The organism is Niveibacterium umoris (assembly GCF_014197015.1).
GTDB lineage: Bacteria > Pseudomonadota > Gammaproteobacteria > Burkholderiales > Rhodocyclaceae > Niveibacterium > Niveibacterium umoris.
Genome location: NZ_JACIET010000001.1, coordinates 1,698,742 through 1,716,212, shown reverse-complemented (window position 1 = coordinate 1,716,212; position 17,471 = coordinate 1,698,742). Strand labels below are relative to the sequence as shown.

At 63.8% G+C, this 17,471-nt stretch carries 18 protein-coding genes and 1 tRNA gene; 13 read left to right on the top strand and 6 right to left on the bottom strand.

Annotated elements, in window-relative coordinates:
- Positions 1-59 precede the first annotated feature (59 nt).
- The 4 genes from GGR36_RS07755 (at position 60) to GGR36_RS07740 (ending at position 2,560) form a co-directional block, all read left to right on the top strand.
- Complete coding sequence (locus GGR36_RS07755) at positions 60-545, top strand: YajQ family cyclic di-GMP-binding protein (RefSeq protein ID WP_183633916.1); 486 nt, start codon at positions 60-62, stop codon at positions 543-545.
- Positions 546-656: 111 nt separating this feature from the next.
- Positions 657-851 (top strand): putative motility protein, encoded by a 195-nt coding sequence (locus GGR36_RS07750; RefSeq protein WP_183633914.1) that lies wholly within the window; start codon positions 657-659, stop codon positions 849-851.
- 39 nt (positions 852-890) lie between these two features.
- The gene (locus GGR36_RS07745) at positions 891-1,499 is read left to right on the top strand and encodes a CoA pyrophosphatase (RefSeq protein ID WP_183633912.1); all 609 of its coding nucleotides are present in this window, start codon (positions 891-893) and stop codon (positions 1,497-1,499) included.
- Between the two features lie 134 nt (positions 1,500-1,633).
- The gene (locus tag GGR36_RS07740) at positions 1,634-2,560 is read left to right on the top strand and encodes a CobD/CbiB family protein (RefSeq protein ID WP_183633910.1); all 927 of its coding nucleotides are present in this window, start codon (positions 1,634-1,636) and stop codon (positions 2,558-2,560) included.
- A gap of 98 nt (positions 2,561-2,658) precedes the next feature.
- Here GGR36_RS07740 and GGR36_RS07735 read toward each other — a convergent pair whose 3' ends face one another.
- Entirely contained in the window at positions 2,659-3,390 is a 732-nt protein-coding gene (locus tag GGR36_RS07735; protein WP_183633908.1) for a DUF8198 family protein, read from the bottom strand.
- 114 nt (positions 3,391-3,504) lie between these two features.
- Here GGR36_RS07735 and GGR36_RS07730 point away from each other — a divergent pair, with 114 nt between their 5' ends.
- A complete protein-coding gene (locus tag GGR36_RS07730) occupies positions 3,505-4,407 on the top strand; it encodes an esterase/lipase family protein (RefSeq protein ID WP_183633906.1) in 903 nt (300 codons plus the stop codon).
- Between the two features lie 118 nt (positions 4,408-4,525).
- Here the strand turns inward: GGR36_RS07730 and GGR36_RS07725 are convergent, their stop codons facing one another.
- Complete coding sequence (locus tag GGR36_RS07725; RefSeq protein ID WP_183633904.1) at positions 4,526-6,529, bottom strand: SDR family oxidoreductase; 2,004 nt, start codon at positions 6,527-6,529, stop codon at positions 4,526-4,528.
- Between the two features lie 297 nt (positions 6,530-6,826).
- Between GGR36_RS07725 and GGR36_RS07720 the strand changes: the two genes are divergently transcribed.
- The 4 genes from GGR36_RS07720 (at position 6,827) to GGR36_RS07705 (ending at position 10,268) form a co-directional block, all read left to right on the top strand.
- Positions 6,827-7,270 (top strand): phasin family protein, encoded by a 444-nt coding sequence (locus tag GGR36_RS07720; RefSeq protein ID WP_183633902.1) that lies wholly within the window; start codon positions 6,827-6,829, stop codon positions 7,268-7,270.
- A gap of 212 nt (positions 7,271-7,482) precedes the next feature.
- Positions 7,483-8,709, top strand: coding sequence for a patatin-like phospholipase family protein (locus GGR36_RS07715; protein ID WP_183633859.1), 1,227 nt, complete (start codon positions 7,483-7,485; stop codon positions 8,707-8,709).
- 112 nt (positions 8,710-8,821) lie between these two features.
- Complete coding sequence (locus GGR36_RS07710; protein ID WP_183633857.1) at positions 8,822-9,469, top strand: TetR/AcrR family transcriptional regulator; 648 nt, start codon at positions 8,822-8,824, stop codon at positions 9,467-9,469.
- Between the two features lie 16 nt (positions 9,470-9,485).
- Positions 9,486-10,268: a hypothetical protein gene (locus GGR36_RS07705; protein WP_183633855.1), complete on the top strand. Its 783-nt coding sequence runs from the start codon at positions 9,486-9,488 to the stop codon at positions 10,266-10,268.
- 1 nt (position 10,269) lies between these two features.
- Here the strand turns inward: GGR36_RS07705 and GGR36_RS07700 are convergent, their stop codons facing one another.
- The 4 genes from GGR36_RS07700 to GGR36_RS07685 all read right to left on the bottom strand — a co-directional run bounded on the left by GGR36_RS07700 (position 10,270) and on the right by GGR36_RS07685 (position 13,914).
- On the bottom strand, positions 10,270-12,378 hold the full coding sequence (locus tag GGR36_RS07700) for an FUSC family membrane protein (protein ID WP_183633787.1): 2,109 nt from the start codon (positions 12,376-12,378) through the stop codon (positions 10,270-10,272).
- Positions 12,375-12,914 (bottom strand): macro domain-containing protein, encoded by a 540-nt coding sequence (locus GGR36_RS07695; protein WP_242533073.1) that lies wholly within the window; start codon positions 12,912-12,914, stop codon positions 12,375-12,377. Before GGR36_RS07695 ends, GGR36_RS07700 begins: the two co-directional genes overlap by 4 nt.
- Positions 12,911-13,648, bottom strand: coding sequence for a trehalose-phosphatase (gene otsB, locus GGR36_RS07690; protein WP_183633785.1), 738 nt, complete (start codon positions 13,646-13,648; stop codon positions 12,911-12,913). Before otsB ends, GGR36_RS07695 begins: the two co-directional genes overlap by 4 nt.
- A gap of 189 nt (positions 13,649-13,837) precedes the next feature.
- A tRNA-Met gene (locus GGR36_RS07685) sits at positions 13,838-13,914 on the bottom strand.
- A gap of 114 nt (positions 13,915-14,028) precedes the next feature.
- Here GGR36_RS07685 and GGR36_RS07680 point away from each other — a divergent pair.
- The 4 genes from GGR36_RS07680 to ybeY are packed head-to-tail and all read left to right on the top strand — an operon-like array spanning position 14,029 to position 17,368.
- Positions 14,029-14,340 (top strand): hypothetical protein, encoded by a 312-nt coding sequence (locus tag GGR36_RS07680; RefSeq protein WP_183633777.1) that lies wholly within the window; start codon positions 14,029-14,031, stop codon positions 14,338-14,340.
- Between the two features lie 55 nt (positions 14,341-14,395).
- Positions 14,396-15,733, top strand: coding sequence for a tRNA (N6-isopentenyl adenosine(37)-C2)-methylthiotransferase MiaB (gene miaB / locus GGR36_RS07675; protein WP_183633775.1), 1,338 nt, complete (start codon positions 14,396-14,398; stop codon positions 15,731-15,733).
- Complete coding sequence (locus GGR36_RS07670) at positions 15,733-16,710, top strand: PhoH family protein (RefSeq protein ID WP_183633773.1); 978 nt, start codon at positions 15,733-15,735, stop codon at positions 16,708-16,710. The genes miaB and GGR36_RS07670 overlap by 1 nt, the downstream gene beginning before the upstream one ends.
- Positions 16,676-17,368, top strand: a complete 693-nt coding sequence (gene ybeY / locus GGR36_RS07665) for an rRNA maturation RNase YbeY (protein WP_183633771.1) — start codon at positions 16,676-16,678, stop codon at positions 17,366-17,368. The genes GGR36_RS07670 and ybeY overlap by 35 nt, the downstream gene beginning before the upstream one ends.
- Positions 17,369-17,471 lie beyond the last annotated feature (103 nt).

Genomic DNA, 17,471 nt, shown 5'->3' with positions numbered 1-17,471 from the left:
ATTATAGGGGCGCGCCGTATAATCTCCGGCATTCGGGATTGTTGTGGAGCGACAGGAAGATGCCGTCCTTTGACGTGATGAACGAGGTCAATTGGGTCGAGGTGCGAAACGCAATCGATCAGGCCAACAAGGAAATTACCAACCGTTTCGATTTCAAGGGTTCCGACGCACGTGTCGAACTCAACGACAAGGCCCTGACCTTGTTTGCCGACAACGATTTTCAGTTGTCCCAAGTGTGGGACATCGTGGTCGGCAAGTTCGCCAAGCGCAACGTCGATGTCCGTTGCATGGACGAAGGCGAGATCGAAAAAATCAGTGGCAACAAGGTCAAGCGTGGCGTAACGGTCAAGGCGGGGATTGATTCCGACCTTGCCAAGCGCATCGTGCGCCTGATCAAGGACAGCAAGCTCAAGGTGCAGGGCAGCATCCAGGGCGACACCGTTCGGGTCACCGGCGCCAAGCGCGACGTGCTGCAGGAAACGATCGCCCTGCTCAAGAAACAGGTCACCGACTTCCCCTTGCAGTTCGGCAATTTCCGCGAGTAACGCTGCGGGTGGCCATGAGGCTCGGCGCACCCCGCTCGAACGCTCAAGTCGGGGTTCGGGCTGCCGTTGTTACACGGAAGGGCGGTTGTTGTCGCCGCAAGGAGGTGGCTCATGGAAACGTCGGCGATTGCAGCAGCGGTTTCGGATCAGGCGATGGGCACGGTGAAGGGCGCAGCGCAGTTGATGGTGCTGAAGAAGAGCATGGAACTCGAAAGCACTGCGGCGCTCAAGCTTGTGCAGTCGTTGCCGCAAGCGGCGGCCGCGCAGCCAGGCCAGCCGGGGGGGCTGGTGAATACGTTCGCCTGAGCATGCCCTCCGGCCGCTGCATTGCCGCAGGGGTCGGACGTGACATACGGGGTTGATGCAACACTTGAACTGGATCGCTTGCGAGAGCGGCTGGCTGCGGCGTCCGCGTCGCGCGATGCTGCAACGGCGACTGCGCGCGACGGCTCAGCGCTGACGGCAGCTGCGGTGCTCGTGCCTCTGGTGGTGCGGCCCTTCGGCCTGCAGGTGCTGCTGACCCGACGCACCGCACACCTGCATCATCACCCCGGTCAGATCAGCTTCCCGGGTGGGCGGATCGAACCGGACGACGCATCGCCGGAATCCGCCGCCCTTCGTGAAACCGAAGAAGAGACCGGTCTGACGCCTGCGTCCGTCGAAATCCTGGGTGAAATGTCTGAGTTCGATACCAGTACCGGATTCCGGGTCACCCCGGTGGTTGGGGTGGTGCGTCCACCGCTCGCGTTGCGACCAGACCCCTTCGAGGTGGCGGAAGTGTTCGAAGTGCCGTTCAGTTTTCTGCTTGACCGTGCGAATCACCAGCGCCATGAGGTGTTCTGGCGCGGCCGCTGGCGACACTACTGGGCGATGCCTTGGGGTGACTACTACATCTGGGGTGCGACTGCCGGCATCCTCCGCGCCCTGGTCGATGTGCTGGTGCCGGAGCCCTGAGCCTGCTTCAGCAGATTGTTGCGAAGCCGCGTCGCACAAGGGTTTGACGTCAATCTGCTGGGGCGGATGTGGTATCTTGCGGTGCACGATGCGACCCGCGTGTGGGCCGGTTCGAACGCAATTTCATTCCCTACATGACGCTGCTCTCCCTGCTTGTTGCCATCCTGCTCGAACAACTTCGCCCTCTGCCTTGGCGGCGTATGGTCGAGGAGCCGGTCGAGGCGCTTGCCCGCCTGCTCGAAGACCGCCTGAACGACGGCCAGGCTCGTCACGGCACCATCGCATGGTGCATTGCGGTGCTCGCACCTGCCGTCGCATCGGTGCTGATCTATGCGGCGCTGTTTCTGGTCCAGCCGATCGCCGCTGTCGTGTTCAACGTGGTGATCCTGTATCTGGGTATGGGCTATCGCCAGCACAGCCATTTCTTCGGTCGTATCCATGCCTCGCTGCGGGCTCAAGAGAACGATCGCGCGCGTAGCCTGCTGGCGGATTGGCGAGGCGGGCGCCACGACCGCACGCCACCCTCCGAAGTGGCGCGCCTGTCGATCGAAAAAGGTCTGGTCGTCGGGCACCGGCAGGTGTTCGCGCTGTTCCCGATGTTCCTGCTGTTCCCCGGCCCGAGCGGGGTGGTGCTGTACCGCATGTCGGAACGCTTCGCCTATCTGTGGGCAGAAGGCAGGGAGCCCGGCTTCACTGAGTTCGGACGATTCGCGCGCAAGGCCTTCGAAGTGATCGACTGGCTTCCGGCACGGATCACCGCGGTTGCATTCTCGATCATGGGCGATTTTGAGGATGCGATCTATTGCTGGCGAACCCAGGCTGCGCTCTGGCATGACCCGGTCGAAGGCGTGCTGCTCTCGGCGGGTGCCGGTGCGATCGGGGTGCGTCTGGGCAACCCGATCCATGTCAGCGGCGAGGTCGTCGAGCGCCCGGAACTGGGCACCGGCGACGACGCTGACGTCGACTTCATGTACAGCGCCGTCGGGCTGATCCGGCGCACGCTGGTGCTGTTCCTCGTCGTCATCCTGCTGGTCGGCGTTGCTGGCTGGGCGGGTCGCTGAGCGAACCGGGCGCCAGTTCGCTGAGTCTGCTTCGCCTTGCGAGTTGCCGGATGGCGATGAGCGGGGCGCTGGCGATCTGACGGCGGTTTGCCTGGCGGTCAGGCGGACGGGTTCTGTGGCCCGAAAGGCTCGGTCTCGCCGTTCAGCAGCCGGTCAGAGAGGGCCTGTTCCCGGCTCACGATGCGCTCCAGAAATTCGTCCGCACCTTGCATGTGCGCGAAAGCCTCGAATCCATGAACGAGGAACGCGTGTAGAGCGCCCAGACCTACCGCGCGTGCCGGGCCGCCCATCAGCCTGAGCATGCCGCGAATCATCGGGTGGTGGGTCAGCTCGTCCAGCGGTTCGCCGACCTGGCGAATCAGGGCAATCTGCCGGTTGCGCTGCCGGCGCTGGCCGACAGTGCGGTAGGCCGCGGCATAGGCGGACTCGTCGATGGCCGTCGCTTTTCCGGCAGCGCGCAAGGCATCCACCATCGCCGCGTCGAGCGATTCTGACAGCGCATCCAGCTCGATCGCCTTGCAGATCGTTTCCAGCGCCGAGCGCGGCAGAAAGCGCGACAGCATGGGCTGCACCCGTTCCAGTGCGGTGTCGCGTTCGCCAAAGTCCTTCGGGCCATACAGCTCTTCAAGGAAGAAGGCGGCGGCGGGCTGGTAGCGTTCGCTGGCAAGCAGATCCTGATGAGTCCGAGCAAGGCGGGCGGACTGCCAGGCACGCAGTGCATGCCGGTCACGTTTCCACTCGGCGTCCTCGTTTTCGCGGCTGCGATAGGCGCTGGCGCTGGCAATGTGTCCGGCAAGACGTTCGGCGATTTCGTGTTTTTCTGCGTCCATGCTTTGAATCATAGCGACGCAAACATCCCGGAGTAGGGGCCGCGCCCTAATCCAGGGTGCGGCGCGGGCGGTACCATTCAAGCCTGTTCATGCCGCAAGGGATGTGAGCCCGAAATGCTCGCCCGTCAGCTCCGTATCCTGTTATCGGTGGAAGTGCTTGCCTGGCTGGCGCTGTCGGTCTACGGACTGAACGTGTGGCATTGGCAAGTTTTCATGCTGTTTCTGGTACCGATCGTCGGCACGCTTGGCCTGCGCGCTGCGATTGTTGGTGGCACTTTCGCTTTCGCGGCCGCTTGGGGCATCGCGCCGCCGCCCGGAATGCGACTCGGGCTTGCCGGGTCGATGCGGTTGTTGTGCAGCGAGGTCGGCGCATTCGCGACCTTGTTCACCGTCATCATGCCCTTCGAGCGTTCCTGGATGCATCGCGATCTGAGTGGTGCGTCCGAGCGCGGCCGCTGTCCGGTGCTCCTCGTGCATGGCTATGGTTGCAACCGCGGCACGTGGTTCCGGCTGGCGCGTGCGATCCATCGCGCCGGTTGGCCGGTCGCAACGATCAACCTGGAACCGGCGGGTGCGAGCATCAATGACTTTGCGACCCAATTGTCGCGGCGCATCGACCAGGTGTTGCTCGAGACTGGCGCCGATCGCGTCGTGTTGATCGGTCATTCGATGGGCGGGCTGGTATCTCGCCAATACGTGGCACGTTATGGCGATGACGCGGTGCGGGCGGTGATCACGCTGGGAACTCCACACCACGGCACGCGAATCGCGTCACTCGGGCGCGGGCAATGTGCGCGGGAGATGGAGCCCGACAGCACGTTTCTGAAGGATCTGCCTACGTCAATTCCGGTGCCGCTGGTGTCGATCTATAGCGCGCACGACAACTTCATCATGCCGCAAGGGCCGTGTCATGTAAGTGGTGCCCGGAACGTGGCGCTGGCCGGGGTCGGTCACCTCCACATGGTGCTGTCGAAGCGCGTGATTGATCATGTGTTGAAGGAGCTTGCCGGCACCTAGGCGACCTTCTCGGCAGTGGCGCCTGCCTTGGCTAACAGTTGCCTCGGCTTGTGGCGCAATCGCGCAATGACAAACGGCCGCCCGAAGGCGGCCGTTTCGCTTGCGGTGCGACTGCGGCTCAGAAGTGGATGCCGCGCATCAACTGGCTGAACGCAACCTGATCGGCCGTCGGGCCAGACAGCGACTTCTTCTCGCCGCTTCCGGTGCCGCCCTGGGCCGCGGTTGAATCCGGGAACATGCGGAAGGTCGTGTTCATGATCGCTTGCGCCGCCTTCGGCAGCAGTGCGTGGATCACCTGACCGAAGATTCCCAGGCGGGTCGCGATGCGCACCGGCTTGTGGATGATGGCTTCGACGATGAGGTCGGCGGCATCTTCCGGCGCGAGCGTCGGCACATCCTTGTACATCTCAGTCGGCGCGATCATCGGGGTGCGCACCAGCGGCATGTTGATGGTGGTGAACTCGATGCCGCGGTCGGCGAATTCGGAGGCCGCGCAGCGCGTCCAGGAATCGAGTGCCGACTTGGATGCCACGTAAGCGGAGAAACGCGGCGCGTTGGTCAGCACGCCGATCGACGAGATGTTGATGACGTGACCGCGGCGCTTCTCGATCATCTTCGGCAGCAGGCCCATCGTGATCCGCAAGGCGCCGAAGTAGTTGGTCTGCATCGTGCGCTCGAAGTCGTGGAAGCGGTCGAAGCTGTTCTCGATCGCGCGGCGGATCGAACGTCCGGCGTTGTTGACCAGGATATCGACGCCACCGAACCGCTCGTTGAGCTTCGCGACGAATTCGGCGCAGGATTTCTCGTCGGACACGTCCGCCTGGAAGGTATGCACCGTGAGGCCGGCCGCTTCGAATTCCTTGCGCGTCTCTTCCAGCTTCTCGACGTCGCGGCCGCAAATCGCGGTGGTGGCCCCGGCCTCGGCGAGCTTGTAAGCGGTCGCCTTGCCGATGCCCGAAGAGCCGCCGGTCACCAGCACCACCTTGTTCTTCACATTGCCACGCAGCGTGCGGTCGACGAACAGATCCGGGTCAAGGTGGCGTTCCCAGTAATCCCACAGGCGCCAGGCATAGTCCTCCAGTCGCGGCACCTCGATGCCGCTGCCGCGCAGCACGCGCTGGGTTTCGCGCGCGTCGAAGCGGGTCGGGTAATTGACGAAGGTGAAGACTTCATCGGGCAGGCCAAGATCCTTCATCACCGCGTTCACCACACGCTTGACCGGCGTGAGCGACAGGATCGCCTTGCGGATGCCCTTCGGGATGAAATAGAACAGTGCCGCATTGATGCGGATCGTCATCTGCGGTGCATGCCCGGCACGCGCGAAGATGTTGAGGATGTCCCCGACGCGATAGGGCGTCGGATCGACCAGGTGGAAGCACTTTCCGTCTTCGCCCTTGGCGTGCGAAATATGGTCGACCGCATCGACAATGAAATTGACCGGCACGATATTGATGCGGCCGCCTTCGAGGCCCACGGTCGGCATCCATGGCGGCAACAGGTTGCGCAGGCGCTGGATCAGCTTGAAGAAGTAGTAGGGGCCGTCGATCTTGTCCATCTCGCCGGTACGCGAGTCGCCGACCACGATGCCCGGCCGGTAGATGCGGAACGGCACCTTGCATTCCTCGCGCACGATGCGTTCTGACTCATGCTTGGTGGAGAAGTAGGGGTGGTCCAGACCCTCGGCTTCCTCGAACATGTCTTCGCGGAAGAGGCCTTCGAACATCCCGGCAGAGGCAATCGAACTGAACAGGTGGAAGTGTTTCGCCGCGACTTTTTCGGCGAACTGAACGACGCGGCGTGTGCCTTCGACGTTGACCTTCTGCTGGATCTCGGCGCTGGCCTTCAGATCGTAGATCGCAGCAAGGTGGAAGAAATGCGTGACCTTGTTCTTCAGCTTGCGCAGATCGGCGGCGCTGACACCCAGGCCGTCTTCACGCAGATCACCGTACACCGCCACGACACGGTCGCTGCCAGCCGACCAGAAGTCGGCGCGAAGCGTTTCGACCAGTTCCGCTTCTTCCTTGCGCGCGAGGAAGAAGATCGTGCCTTCCGGCCGCTCGAGCAACTTGCGGACGAGGCGCCGTCCGATGAATCCGGTAGCGCCGGTGATGAAGTAGTTCATGTGTTTTCCTCCGCTGTTTTCAGATTCTTCTGCCGACCGCTCCCCCGCGGGCCGGAACTTCGCGATGCTAACCGAGAGATCGCATCGCGCAAGCGCAGAAATGCACTGCCAGATCGATGCCGCACTCTGGGCGGTGCATCAGGGCGCGCCAATCTAGAGTCACATGCCTAGAGGATTAGTGTGTGCCCTCTAGAGCCAATCCATACACTGGGAACCGTAGCAAGAACGAGCCGCGCAGCTCAAGCCTTTGGACCGACGCTGCGACGTAACGCAAAACTGATCCACAAGGAGTAGACCATGGTCAAGAAACTCAAGTCCCTTTCGGGCGCAGCTGACAGCCAACTCGCGCAAACCATCAAGGATTCCGCCAACCAGATCTGGCTGGCCGGCCTCGGCGCTTTTGCAAAGGCCCAGGAAGAAGGCAACAAGGTTTTCGAAGCACTGGTGAAGGAAGGCGAAGTCATCCAGTCGCGTACCAAGAAAGAAGCCGACGCGAAGATCGCTGACGCCGCTGGCAAGATGGCCGGTGCTTGGGACAAGCTTGAGAACGTGTTCGAAGAGCGTGTTTCGCGCGCCCTGTCGAGCCTTGGCGTTCCGACCAAGAAAGATATCGACAAGCTGACCAAGCGCGTCGCCGAACTGACCGCACTGGTTCAGAAGCTGACCGAAGAAGCGGACGCTGCTGAAGTGGCTGGCGAAGAAAAGCCCGCCCGTCGTCGCACCGCCAAAGCTGCCGAGTAATCCAGGCAGGTTTCGGAGCCGCAGCTGGCGCGGCTCCTGCCGGGACCCCGGAAGCGGCAGTGTCGTGACCGGATCCGGCCGAGGCCGTGGCTGCCTGGAGGGAGCCACGGCCTTGTCGCGTTCGGCTGTCCGAAACGTTGCGTGCCCGGCGAGGCTGGCGTGACGTCGCTGAGCGTGGCGTGACTTGCCCGAAGCGCAGCAGAGGAGACACCATGAGCCCACAAGAAAACGTCGCGGCCAGAAAGATCGGCATCGCGCTCGCAGGAGGCGGCCCACTCGGCGGTATCTACGAAGTCGGGGCCATTGCGGCGCTGGCTGAGTCTTTCGAAGGCCTGGATTTCAATGAGGCCGACATCTACGTCGGCGTCAGTTCGGGCAGCTTCATCGCGGCTGCGCTGGCCAACGGCATTGCGCCGATGCGCCTGACGCACATGCTGATCGACAACGGCAAGACCGACGAGGTCTTCGATCCCGAGGTTCTGCTCAAGCCCGCATTCAAGGAATACTGGAATCGCGCCAGCAGCGTGCCGCCGCTGATCTGGAAGTCGCTCAAGCAATTCCTGTCCGACCCGTTCGATCACGGCCTCTATGAGTCCTTTGCCCGTCTCGGCCGCGCGCTGCCCACCGGCGTGTTCAACAATGCCGGTATCGGTCGCTTCCTGTCGCGCCTGTTCCGGGTGGCGGGGCGCACCAACGATTTCCGCAAACTCCCGAACAAGCTCTTCATCGTTGCGACGGATCTCGATTCGGGTGAATCGGTGCCTTTCGGATCGAAGGACTGGGACGATGTGCCGATCGCGCGGGCAGTGCAGGCGAGCTCTGCATTGCCGGGCCTCTTTCCGCCGGTGCGGGTGCGTGGACGCTACTTCGTCGACGGCGCGCTGATCAAGACCCTGCATGCCTCGGTCGCGCTGAAGGAAGGGGCGAAACTGGTGTTGTGCATCAACCCGCTGGTGCCCTTCGATGCCCAGCTTGCCGAGAAGCGCGGCGCCAAGGAGCGCCACAAGCTGGTCGAGGGCGGCCTGCCGGTGGTGTTGTCGCAGACCTTCCGCGCAATCATCCATTCGCGCATGCGCACCGGCATGGACCGATACCAGCACCAGTATCCGGATGCCGACGTCGTGCTGTTCGAGCCGCATGCCGACGACGCCGAAATGTTCTTCACCAACGTGTTCAGCTATCGCGACCGCCACAAGCTGTGCGAGCACGCATACCAGATGACGCGGCGCGACCTTTTGCGGCGGCGCCACATGCTGCGGCCGGTGCTTGCGCGACATGGCATCCGCCTGCGCGTGGATGTGCTGCGAGACCCGCACCGTACGCTGCTGGACGAAGAGCTGCCGGCGCTTGAGCCCGCGCGCGGCCTCGCCCGTGTTGCCGTGACGCTGCGCCATACGCTTGATGAACTCGATGCGTGGCTGAAGGCGCGCAAGGCGTGACGCCGGTTGGAAGTGACCAGGCCGCGGTATGACCGCGGCCTTTTGCTTTCGCACAAGCGCGTGCGGCGTGGCTCGGTGATACGCTTCGGCACCTGACCTGGGGAGGAGGGGTATGGAGCGCAAGCCGAAGCGACGCACTCGCGAGCGGATTCTCGAAGCCAGCCTGCGGCTCTTCAACGACTTCGGCGAACACAATGTCAGCACGACAACCATTGCTGACGAGCTCGACATTTCCCCGGGCAATCTCTACTACCACTTCCACAGCAAGGACGAACTGCTCGAAGAACTCTTCGGCCAGTTCGAGCGCGAAATCACCATCACCCTTGGTGCGCCGGCCGGCGGTCGCAGCACGGTGGAAGACATCTGGCTCTTCCTGCACCTGCTGTTCGAGCTGATCTGGAAGTACCGCTTCCTGTATCGCGACCTGGCCGATCTGCTGTCGCGCAACCGCTTGCTCGAAACCCATCTGCGCGCGATCCTCGCCCACAAGGGGCGCACCGCCGCGGCCTTGTGCGACGGGCTGGTCAGCAACGGGGAAATGCAGGCGACGACGGCGGAAATCCAGACACTCGCGGTGAACATGGTCGTGCTGTCGACGTTCTGGCTGAGTTTTGAGTACGCGCGTGACCCGCGCGGGAAGATCGAAGGGGCTGGATTCACACGCGGCGCCTACCAGGTGATGGCTCTGGTGGCACCGTATCTAAGGGGGCAGGCGCGTGAGCACTTCGAGGCGCTGTCACGCGAATACCTGAAACGCTGAGGAGGAGGGACCAAAAATGAGTACCAAAGGCTGGCGCAAGTTTCCGCATCCCGACAAGGCATACGAATACCCGGGCGACGCCCTGAAGAAGAACTGGGCCCGGCTGCATCAGGGTGACTGCGAGCCGTGGCCGGAGTCAGCCGATGTGCAGGATGCCTGGCGCGCCTACCACGCCGGCGATTTCGCCAAAGCGGTGGATCTGGGCATCAAGGCGGGTGGTGCCGGCATTTCGGCGGCCAACAAGGCGGCCATGATCTACGCGACCTATCTTGTCGATGACGAAGACGAGAAGGCTGAACTGTTCCAGCAGATCATCGAGCGCGCCGAGACGCAGCAGGCGCAGATGCCCGACGCGGCGAACGCCTGGTATTTCCACGCTTACGCGCTGGGGCGCTATAGCCAGCTGATCTCGGTCGGTGAAGCGCTGGCGAAGGGGCTGGGTGGCAAGATCCGTTCGAGCCTCGAAAAGACCCTCGAAATCGCACCTGACCATGCCGAGGCGCACATCGCGCTCGCCGCATTCCAGGCAGAAGTGATCGACAAGGTCGGCTCGCTGGTGGGCAACCTGACCTATGGCGCCAAGAAGGACAGCGCCGTGGAACATTTCGAGCAGGCGCTGGCCCTGATTCCCTTCTCGGCAATCGCGCGCATGGAAATGGCCAATGGCCTCGTCATGCTGTTCGGCAAGAGCCGGATGAAGAAGGCCGAGGAGCTTTACGCCGAAGCGGCCGAATGCGAGCCGGTTGAAGCCATGGAGCGGCTTGACGTCGAAGCCGCGAAGGCCGAACTCGAAGACTGAATCAGCTTGTTGCGGTAAAGCCGGCAAGCCGCCGCGCGTCATCCGCGGCGGCCGCAAGGCGGCGATCGAGCAGTTCATGTGGATCGAGCGCGCTCGCGCTCGCGAGATCCGTGCCCACCATCGCGGGTTCGGGCATTACGTCGTCCGGACGCCGCCCTGCCAGTGCATCCTCCAGAGCAATACGCGCCTGGTTCAGCAGAGCGTCGCGTCGCCCCTTGTCGAGGTCCGCGGCGCGCTGTTGCAACAGGAAACGCACCGATGCCAGCTGTGCCGCCAGCAGATAGGCGGCGGTCACCGCGCCGTGGAGCGGCGGCAGCGGCAACCGGCGTGAGCCGGGTTCATCGAGCATGCGCGCTGTCGCCTGGCTCACCGCTGCGAGGGCGTCCTGCAATTGCTTGCGCGCCAGCCGGTAGGTCAGCGGTGGTGTGTCCGGGTCGAGCGCGGCGGCGGCGTGTCGCGCAGCCGTCTCGCGTAGGCGCTTCATCAGCAGCGGCAGCGAGCGTCGCTCCCAGGCCGGGAGCACAAATGCGAAGCCGAGCGCCAGCAGGGCGCCGATCACGGTGTCGACGATCCGCTCGGTCAATACGAAAGATGCGCCGGGGGATAGCAGATGCAATTGCAGCAGCCCCATCACGCAGGCTGCGACCGAGGTCACCCGGTACTGCACCGTCACGAAGGCATGTGCGAACGCGACCGAGATGAACAGAAACACGAGTAGCAATGCGGGCGACGAAACGGTGTGAAGCAACGCGCCGGCGATCACGCATCCGATCAGGTTGCCGAGGATGCGGTCGTTGTGACGCTGGCGCGTCTGGCTGAAGCTTGGCCGCAGTACGACGGCGATGGTCAGCAGGATCCAGTGGCCGTGCGCAGCGTAGGGCAGACTGCGCGCGACGAGGAATCCGGCGAGCATTGCGGCCGCCAGGCGCAATGCATAGCGCAACACCGGCGATGCGAGGTCGAAATGAGGCCGAAGCGCGGCAAGTCGCACCTTGCGCTGCGATGTGAAGGCGCGCAGCGCGTCTTCCTGTGGCAGCGTTGCCGTCGTTACTGCGTGACGAGCGACGTCGATGACATTGCGGGCGCGTTGCAGTGAGTGGAACAGTTTGGCGGCAAGCCCTCGGAGCAGCGCAGCAGCGCGGGCGTCGGCAGGGTTGGCCAGAGGGTCCGCCGTCAACGCAAGCACGGCGGCATGTGTCTCGGCGCAGCTTGTCTGTCGGTCCGGCAGGGCGGGAATCTCGCGTTCGCGAAGCAGTGCGTCGGCCACCGTCTCGATGTCGGCGGCATGGTCCGCCACGCAACGCCCCATCGCCCGCATTGGCGCGGTCTCGCCAAAACGCGCGCGCAGCAGTTCGCGGTCGGTCTGGGATGCGAGGGCGTGTTCATAGGCATCCAGCAGCGCGTAGAGAACCTGGGCCTGGTGCGCCCGCGCGCCAGGGCGAATCCGGTGGAAGCAGAAATCGCGTGCTGCCTGCAGTTTCTCGGCCAGCAGCGCATGTTCGGTGATCAGGCGTTCGTAGATGGTGTCGAGGGCTGCGGACGGGTCATAGAACGCTGCCTTCAGACGCAGGTAGCGGGCGAAGGAGGCGAGCGCGTCGGCGAGCACCTGTACCCTTGTCCGCACCGCGAGCAGGCGTGCCAAGGCAGTGGCCCAGATGATGTAGGCAAGCCCGCCAACGGCGAACGCAAGCCCGTGCGCAAAGACCGAAACGCCCGGCGGCAATGGAAACGCCATCGCGAATACCGTGGCGAGCACCAACGAAAAGCCGAGCGCGAGCAGAAGGCGGCCCCATGCGCTCAACAGGCCAGCGACAAATCCGACCAGCGTGATTTCGCCGGCGAGCAGTGCGGTATTGCCGTGGCTGGCGCCGACGATCAGCGAGATGGCCGTACTGCCGACCAACGCCGGCAGCAACTGCCGCAGCTTGTGCCCTTCGGGTGACGGCGTGTCAGTAATGCTGACCACCATCGCGCCGCTCGACAGCACCGCTGCGAGCGGGTGGCCGCCAAGCAGATAGCCGATCAGCGCGACCAGCAGCACCCCGGCGGCGCATCCGATCCCGTTGTAGAGCGTATGGGTGAAAAGCAGGCGTGGTAGTCGCGGGATCACGTTGCGAACCGTGCAATGGTCTGTTCGTACAACTGGCTCGCCGCGGCGTCGTAGGCAACCAGCGTGACTTTCAGGTCGGCGCGTGCGGCCAGCGCGCTCATCGATTCGCGCACGGCGATCGTCGCCGCTGCGTCAAACGGGAAGCCGAAAATGCCGCAGCTGATCGCCGGGAATGCGAGCGTTGTCAGGCCCTGAGCGTGCGCAATGTCAAAGCAGGCGCGGTAACAGGCCGCCAGGGTCGTTGCCTCGCCGTGGGCCCCTCCGCGCCACACCGGGCCGACGGTGTGAATGACATGACGTGCGGCGAGGCCGAATCCGGGCGAAAGCCGTGCCTCGCCGGCCGGGCAGCCGCCCAGCGTCGCGCAGAATGCGCGAAGTTGCGGGCCCGCCGCGCGGTGGATCGCGCCATCGACGCCACCCCCGCCGAGCAGGCTGCTGTTGGCGGCGTTGACGATGGCATCCGTCGCCAGCGTCGTGATGTCCCCCTGCCAGACACTCAGACGGGCCAACAGGTCGCTGTGGTCACCCTGGCTCAATCGAGCAACTGCTCCAGCCAGTCGCGCACGGCGTCTTCGTCCGGCAGCCGGTAACGGGCATGGGAATGGCCGGCCCCGACCTTGATCGAGATGCCATCCAGCGCGTTCACGGCGAGGAAACCGTCTTCGTCGGTGACGTCATCGCCGATGAATACCGGCTTGCGCCCGGCGAAGGGAAAGGCCTGCATGAAGCGGTTGATCGCGTGGCCCTTGCTTGCATCGACCGGCTTGACTTCGACCATGCCGCGCGCGTGCAGCACCTTGACGCCGCTGCCCGGCAGGCAGCCCGATTCTGCAGCCTTGGCGGCCGCATCCCGCAGCTCGGGGTGGCGGTGGAAGTGCAAGACCATCGACAGCGCCTTGCGTTCGAACCGTACCAGGATGTTGGTGCTGGCAAAGCGTTCGCAGGCAGCGTGTGCCGTGACAAGACCGGGTGGCGGCACAATCTGTTCGCGGTGCGCGTGCGGCGTGAAACGCCACTCCGCGCCGTGCTCACCCGCTGCAGCAAGGCGCAGCGGCTCAAAAAGGCCATCGATGACTTCGATACTGCGGCCGCTGATCACCGCAAGGGCGCCGTCGGCGCGATTGCGCAGTTCCGTCAGCAGGGAACGCAGGCCGTCGTCTACCAACGGAACGTTCTCGTCCGGTTTGTCGAAAGGCACCAGCGTGCCGTCGAAGTCGAGAAAGAATGCGAGCGCTTCGGCGGCGAGCCGCGGCGGGTTTTGTGTCGGCATGGGGAGGTCCTGGCAGGGCGGTCGCGCTCTTTTGGGTATAGACGCTTGCCGTCGATGTGTCCGGTGATTATCCCAGACGACGCGCTGTGCGTGGCATCCGAGCAAGCAGGCGCCCACAGTGCAGCACCCCGATAGCTCGGCCAAACGAAAAAGCCGCCGACCCTTTCGGAATCAGCGGCTTGGTATTTCTGGTGGTGATGGGCAGAATCGAACTGCCGACCTGAGGGTTATGAATCCTCCGCTCTAACCGTCTGAGCTACATCACCACGAAGCCCGCAAATATATCGCGGACGGTTAAAGGGGTCAAGCGCGGCTTGGGCTATAATTGCGCCAAGTCCTTGTTTTGATTCGCTGCCCGCGTCGCGGGTGTGGGGGAACCAATGCTGCGAACGATTCTGCTGGGCTGTATTGCATGGCTGTTGGCGTTTTCCGCGTGGGCCAATGCGCCGCGCAATTTCCCGGAGAACAGTCAGCGTGCGACGTTCAAGTCGTTCGACGGCAGCCGCATGGTGCTGGGCTCCAGGACTTTTCCTGTGTCGCCGGCCCTGCAGGTTCGTAACCAGCAGAACCTGATTGTCGTGTCTGGCGTCTTGCAGGACGCGGGCAAGCTCGACGTCCAGGTTCAGTTCGACAGCCAGGGCGCCGTATGGCGTGTCTGGGTCCTTACGCCCGAAGAGCGGCAGCAACATTGAGCGCGCGTGGACCGGTTTGCTGCAAGGCAGTCTCCGGCACGCGCCGGGTGATGCCATGACCAAGAAGCTGTATATCCGCACCTTCGGGTGCCAGATGAACGAGTACGACTCGGACAAGATGGCCGATGTGCTCGGCGCGAACGAAGAACTCGTCAAGACCGACAACCCGGAAGAGGCCGATGTGATCCTCTTCAACACCTGCTCGGTGCGCGAGAAGGCGCAAGAGAAGGTGTTCCACGATCTCGGCCGGGTCAAGCACCTCAAGCAGCTCAATCCGAACCTGATCATTGGTGTCGGTGGCTGCGTGGCGAGCCAGGAAGGCGCTGCCATCGTCGAGCGCGCACCGTATGTGGATGTGGTGTTCGGGCCGCAGACCTTGCATCGCCTGCCCAACCTGATCGCGCAGCGCAAGGAAAGCGGTCGCGCCCAGGTGGACATCAGCTTCCCCGAGATCGAGAAGTTCGATTCGATGCCCCCGGCGCGCGTTGAGGGTGCGAGCGCCTTCGTGTCGATCATGGAAGGCTGCTCGAAGTACTGCACCTTCTGCGTCGTGCCCTACACGCGGGGCGAGGAAGTGTCGCGCCCGCTCGACGATATCCTCACCGAGATCGCCGGCCTCACCGCGCAAGGCGTGAAGGAGGTGACGCTGCTCGGTCAGAACGTGAACGCCTGGCGCGCGCCGCTGACCAAGGGCAGCGACGAGATGGGCGACTTCGCCTTCCTGCTCGAATGCGTGCACGATCTGCCCGGCATCGAGCGCATCCGTTACACGACCTCGCATCCGCGCGAGATGACGCCGCGGGTGTTCGAGGCCTACGCCAAACTGCCGAAGCTCGTGTCGCAACTGCACCTGCCGGTTCAGAGCGGCTCCGACCGTGTGCTGGCCGCAATGAAGCGTGGCTACTCCGTGCTTGAGTTCAAGTCGATCGTGCGCAAGCTGCGCGCGGCGCGGCCGGATCTGTCGCTGACCTCGGACTTCATCGTCGGCTTCCCCGGCGAAACCGAAGCCGATTTCGAAGCGACGATGAAGCTGATCGACGATATCGGCTTCGACGGCAGCTTCAGCTTCGTCTACAGCCCGCGCCCCGGTACGCCGGCGGCCGACATGGCGGACGACACGCCGCAGGAGCTCAAGCTCGCGCGGTTGGCACGGCTGCAGAAGCGCATCGACGAGCAGTACGCCGAGCACTCGCAGCGCATGGTCGGCACGGTGCAGCGCATCCTCGTCGAAGGGCCGTCGCGCAAGAATGCCGAAGAGCTCGCCGGCCGCACCGATAACAACCGCATCGTCAACTTCCCCGGTAACGCGCGCCAGATCGGTCACTTCATCAATGTGAAGATCGTCTCCGCGCTGCCGCATTCGCTGCGTGGTGAAGTGGTGATCGCCGACTGATGAAACCGATCGAGATCTCGCTCAACCCGCTCGACAACGATCGCCTAGCGAAGCTGTGCGGGCCGCTCGACGAGAACATCCGGCAGATCGAAGCCGCGTACGACGTTGCCATTGCCCGTCGCGGCGAACGCTTCGCCTTGCGCGGTGACGTCGCCCAGGCGCGGCTTGCTGCGCGTGCGATCAATTTCCTGTACGAGCGGGCCGACGAGGAGCTGACCGTCGAGGACATCCAGCTTGGCATGGTCGAGCTCAACAACACCTCGCAGGCGATGCAGCCCGCGAACGGCTTGTTGACCCGCAAGGGCGACCTGCATGGTCGTACGCCGAGGCAGACCGAGTACATCCGCAACATTCAGGAACACGACATCACCTTTGGCATCGGCCCGGCCGGTACCGGCAAGACCTATCTTGCCGTCGCTTGCGCAGTGGATGCTTTCGAGCGCCAGCAGGTCGAGCGCATCGTGCTGACACGGCCGGCCGTGGAGGCGGGCGAGCGCCTCGGTTTCTTGCCCGGCGATCTGGCGCAGAAAGTCGACCCTTACCTGCGGCCGCTGTACGACGCGCTGTACGACCTGATGGGTTTCGATCGCGTCGCGAAGCTGTTCGAGCGCCAGTGCATCGAGATTGCGCCGCTCGCCTTCATGCGCGGTCGCACGCTCAACCACGCGTTCATCATCCTCGACGAAGCGCAGAACACCACGCCGGAACAGATCAAGATGTTCCTGACCCGCATGGGCATCGGTTCCAAGGCGGTGATCACCGGTGACGTTACGCAGGTCGATCTGCCGCGTGGCCACAAGAGTGGCCTCACCGAGGCCACCCGGATCCTCACGGGGGTGCGCGGCATCGGCACAACCCGTTTCCTCAAGGAAGACGTTGTGCGCCACCCGTTGGTTGCGCGCATCGTCGCCGCCTACGAAAAAGACGCCGCGGAGCAAAACCATGAAGACCATCACCGTCCTGAACGCCAAGGGTAAACGCCGTGAGATCGAGGTCGCCTCGATCGAGATTCCGCTCAGTGAAGGGCGCTACCTGCGTCTGGCGTTTCCGCCGGGCGACATGGGCGACCTCGCGGTCGAGGCCCATTCCGAGGCTGGCCTGCCGGTCATGCTGGTGCAACCCGGCGCGGCTAACCTCGCGACGCTTCATGTGTTGTCGGTCGCCGAGCCTGAAGGCGAGTCGGAACCCGCGGAGCACGATCTGGAGCTGACCGTGCAGAAGGAACTCGGCAAGGACGAGAAGAAGGGCCTGCCTTCCAAAGCGGCGGTACGCGAATGGATCGGGGCTGCGCTCGGTACCGACGCCGAGATCAACGTGCGCTTTGTCGGCGAGGCCGAGAGCCAGGCCCTGAACAAGGAATACCGCGGCAAGGACAGCTCGACCAACGTGCTCTCCTTCCCCTACACCGAAGAGCCTCTGGTGGTCGGCGATCTGGTCGTGTGCTGGCCGGTGGTGCAGCGCGAAGCGCGCGAGCAGGGCAAGGCGCTCGAAGCGCATGCGGCGCACATGATCGTTCATGGCACGCTGCATCTGCAGGGTTGGGATCACGAAAACGAAGACGATGCCGAGGAAATGGAATCGGTCGAGCGGGAAATCCTCTCCGCGCTGGGCTATCCTGATCCTTACGCCGCCTGATCGCGGCAGACTGCAGCAACGGCTGGCCGGGGGCGACCCCGGCGGCCGCACGATGCGGGGAGCGGTCAGCGGCAAGCGGCCGGGCACAACCGGCTGTTTGCCC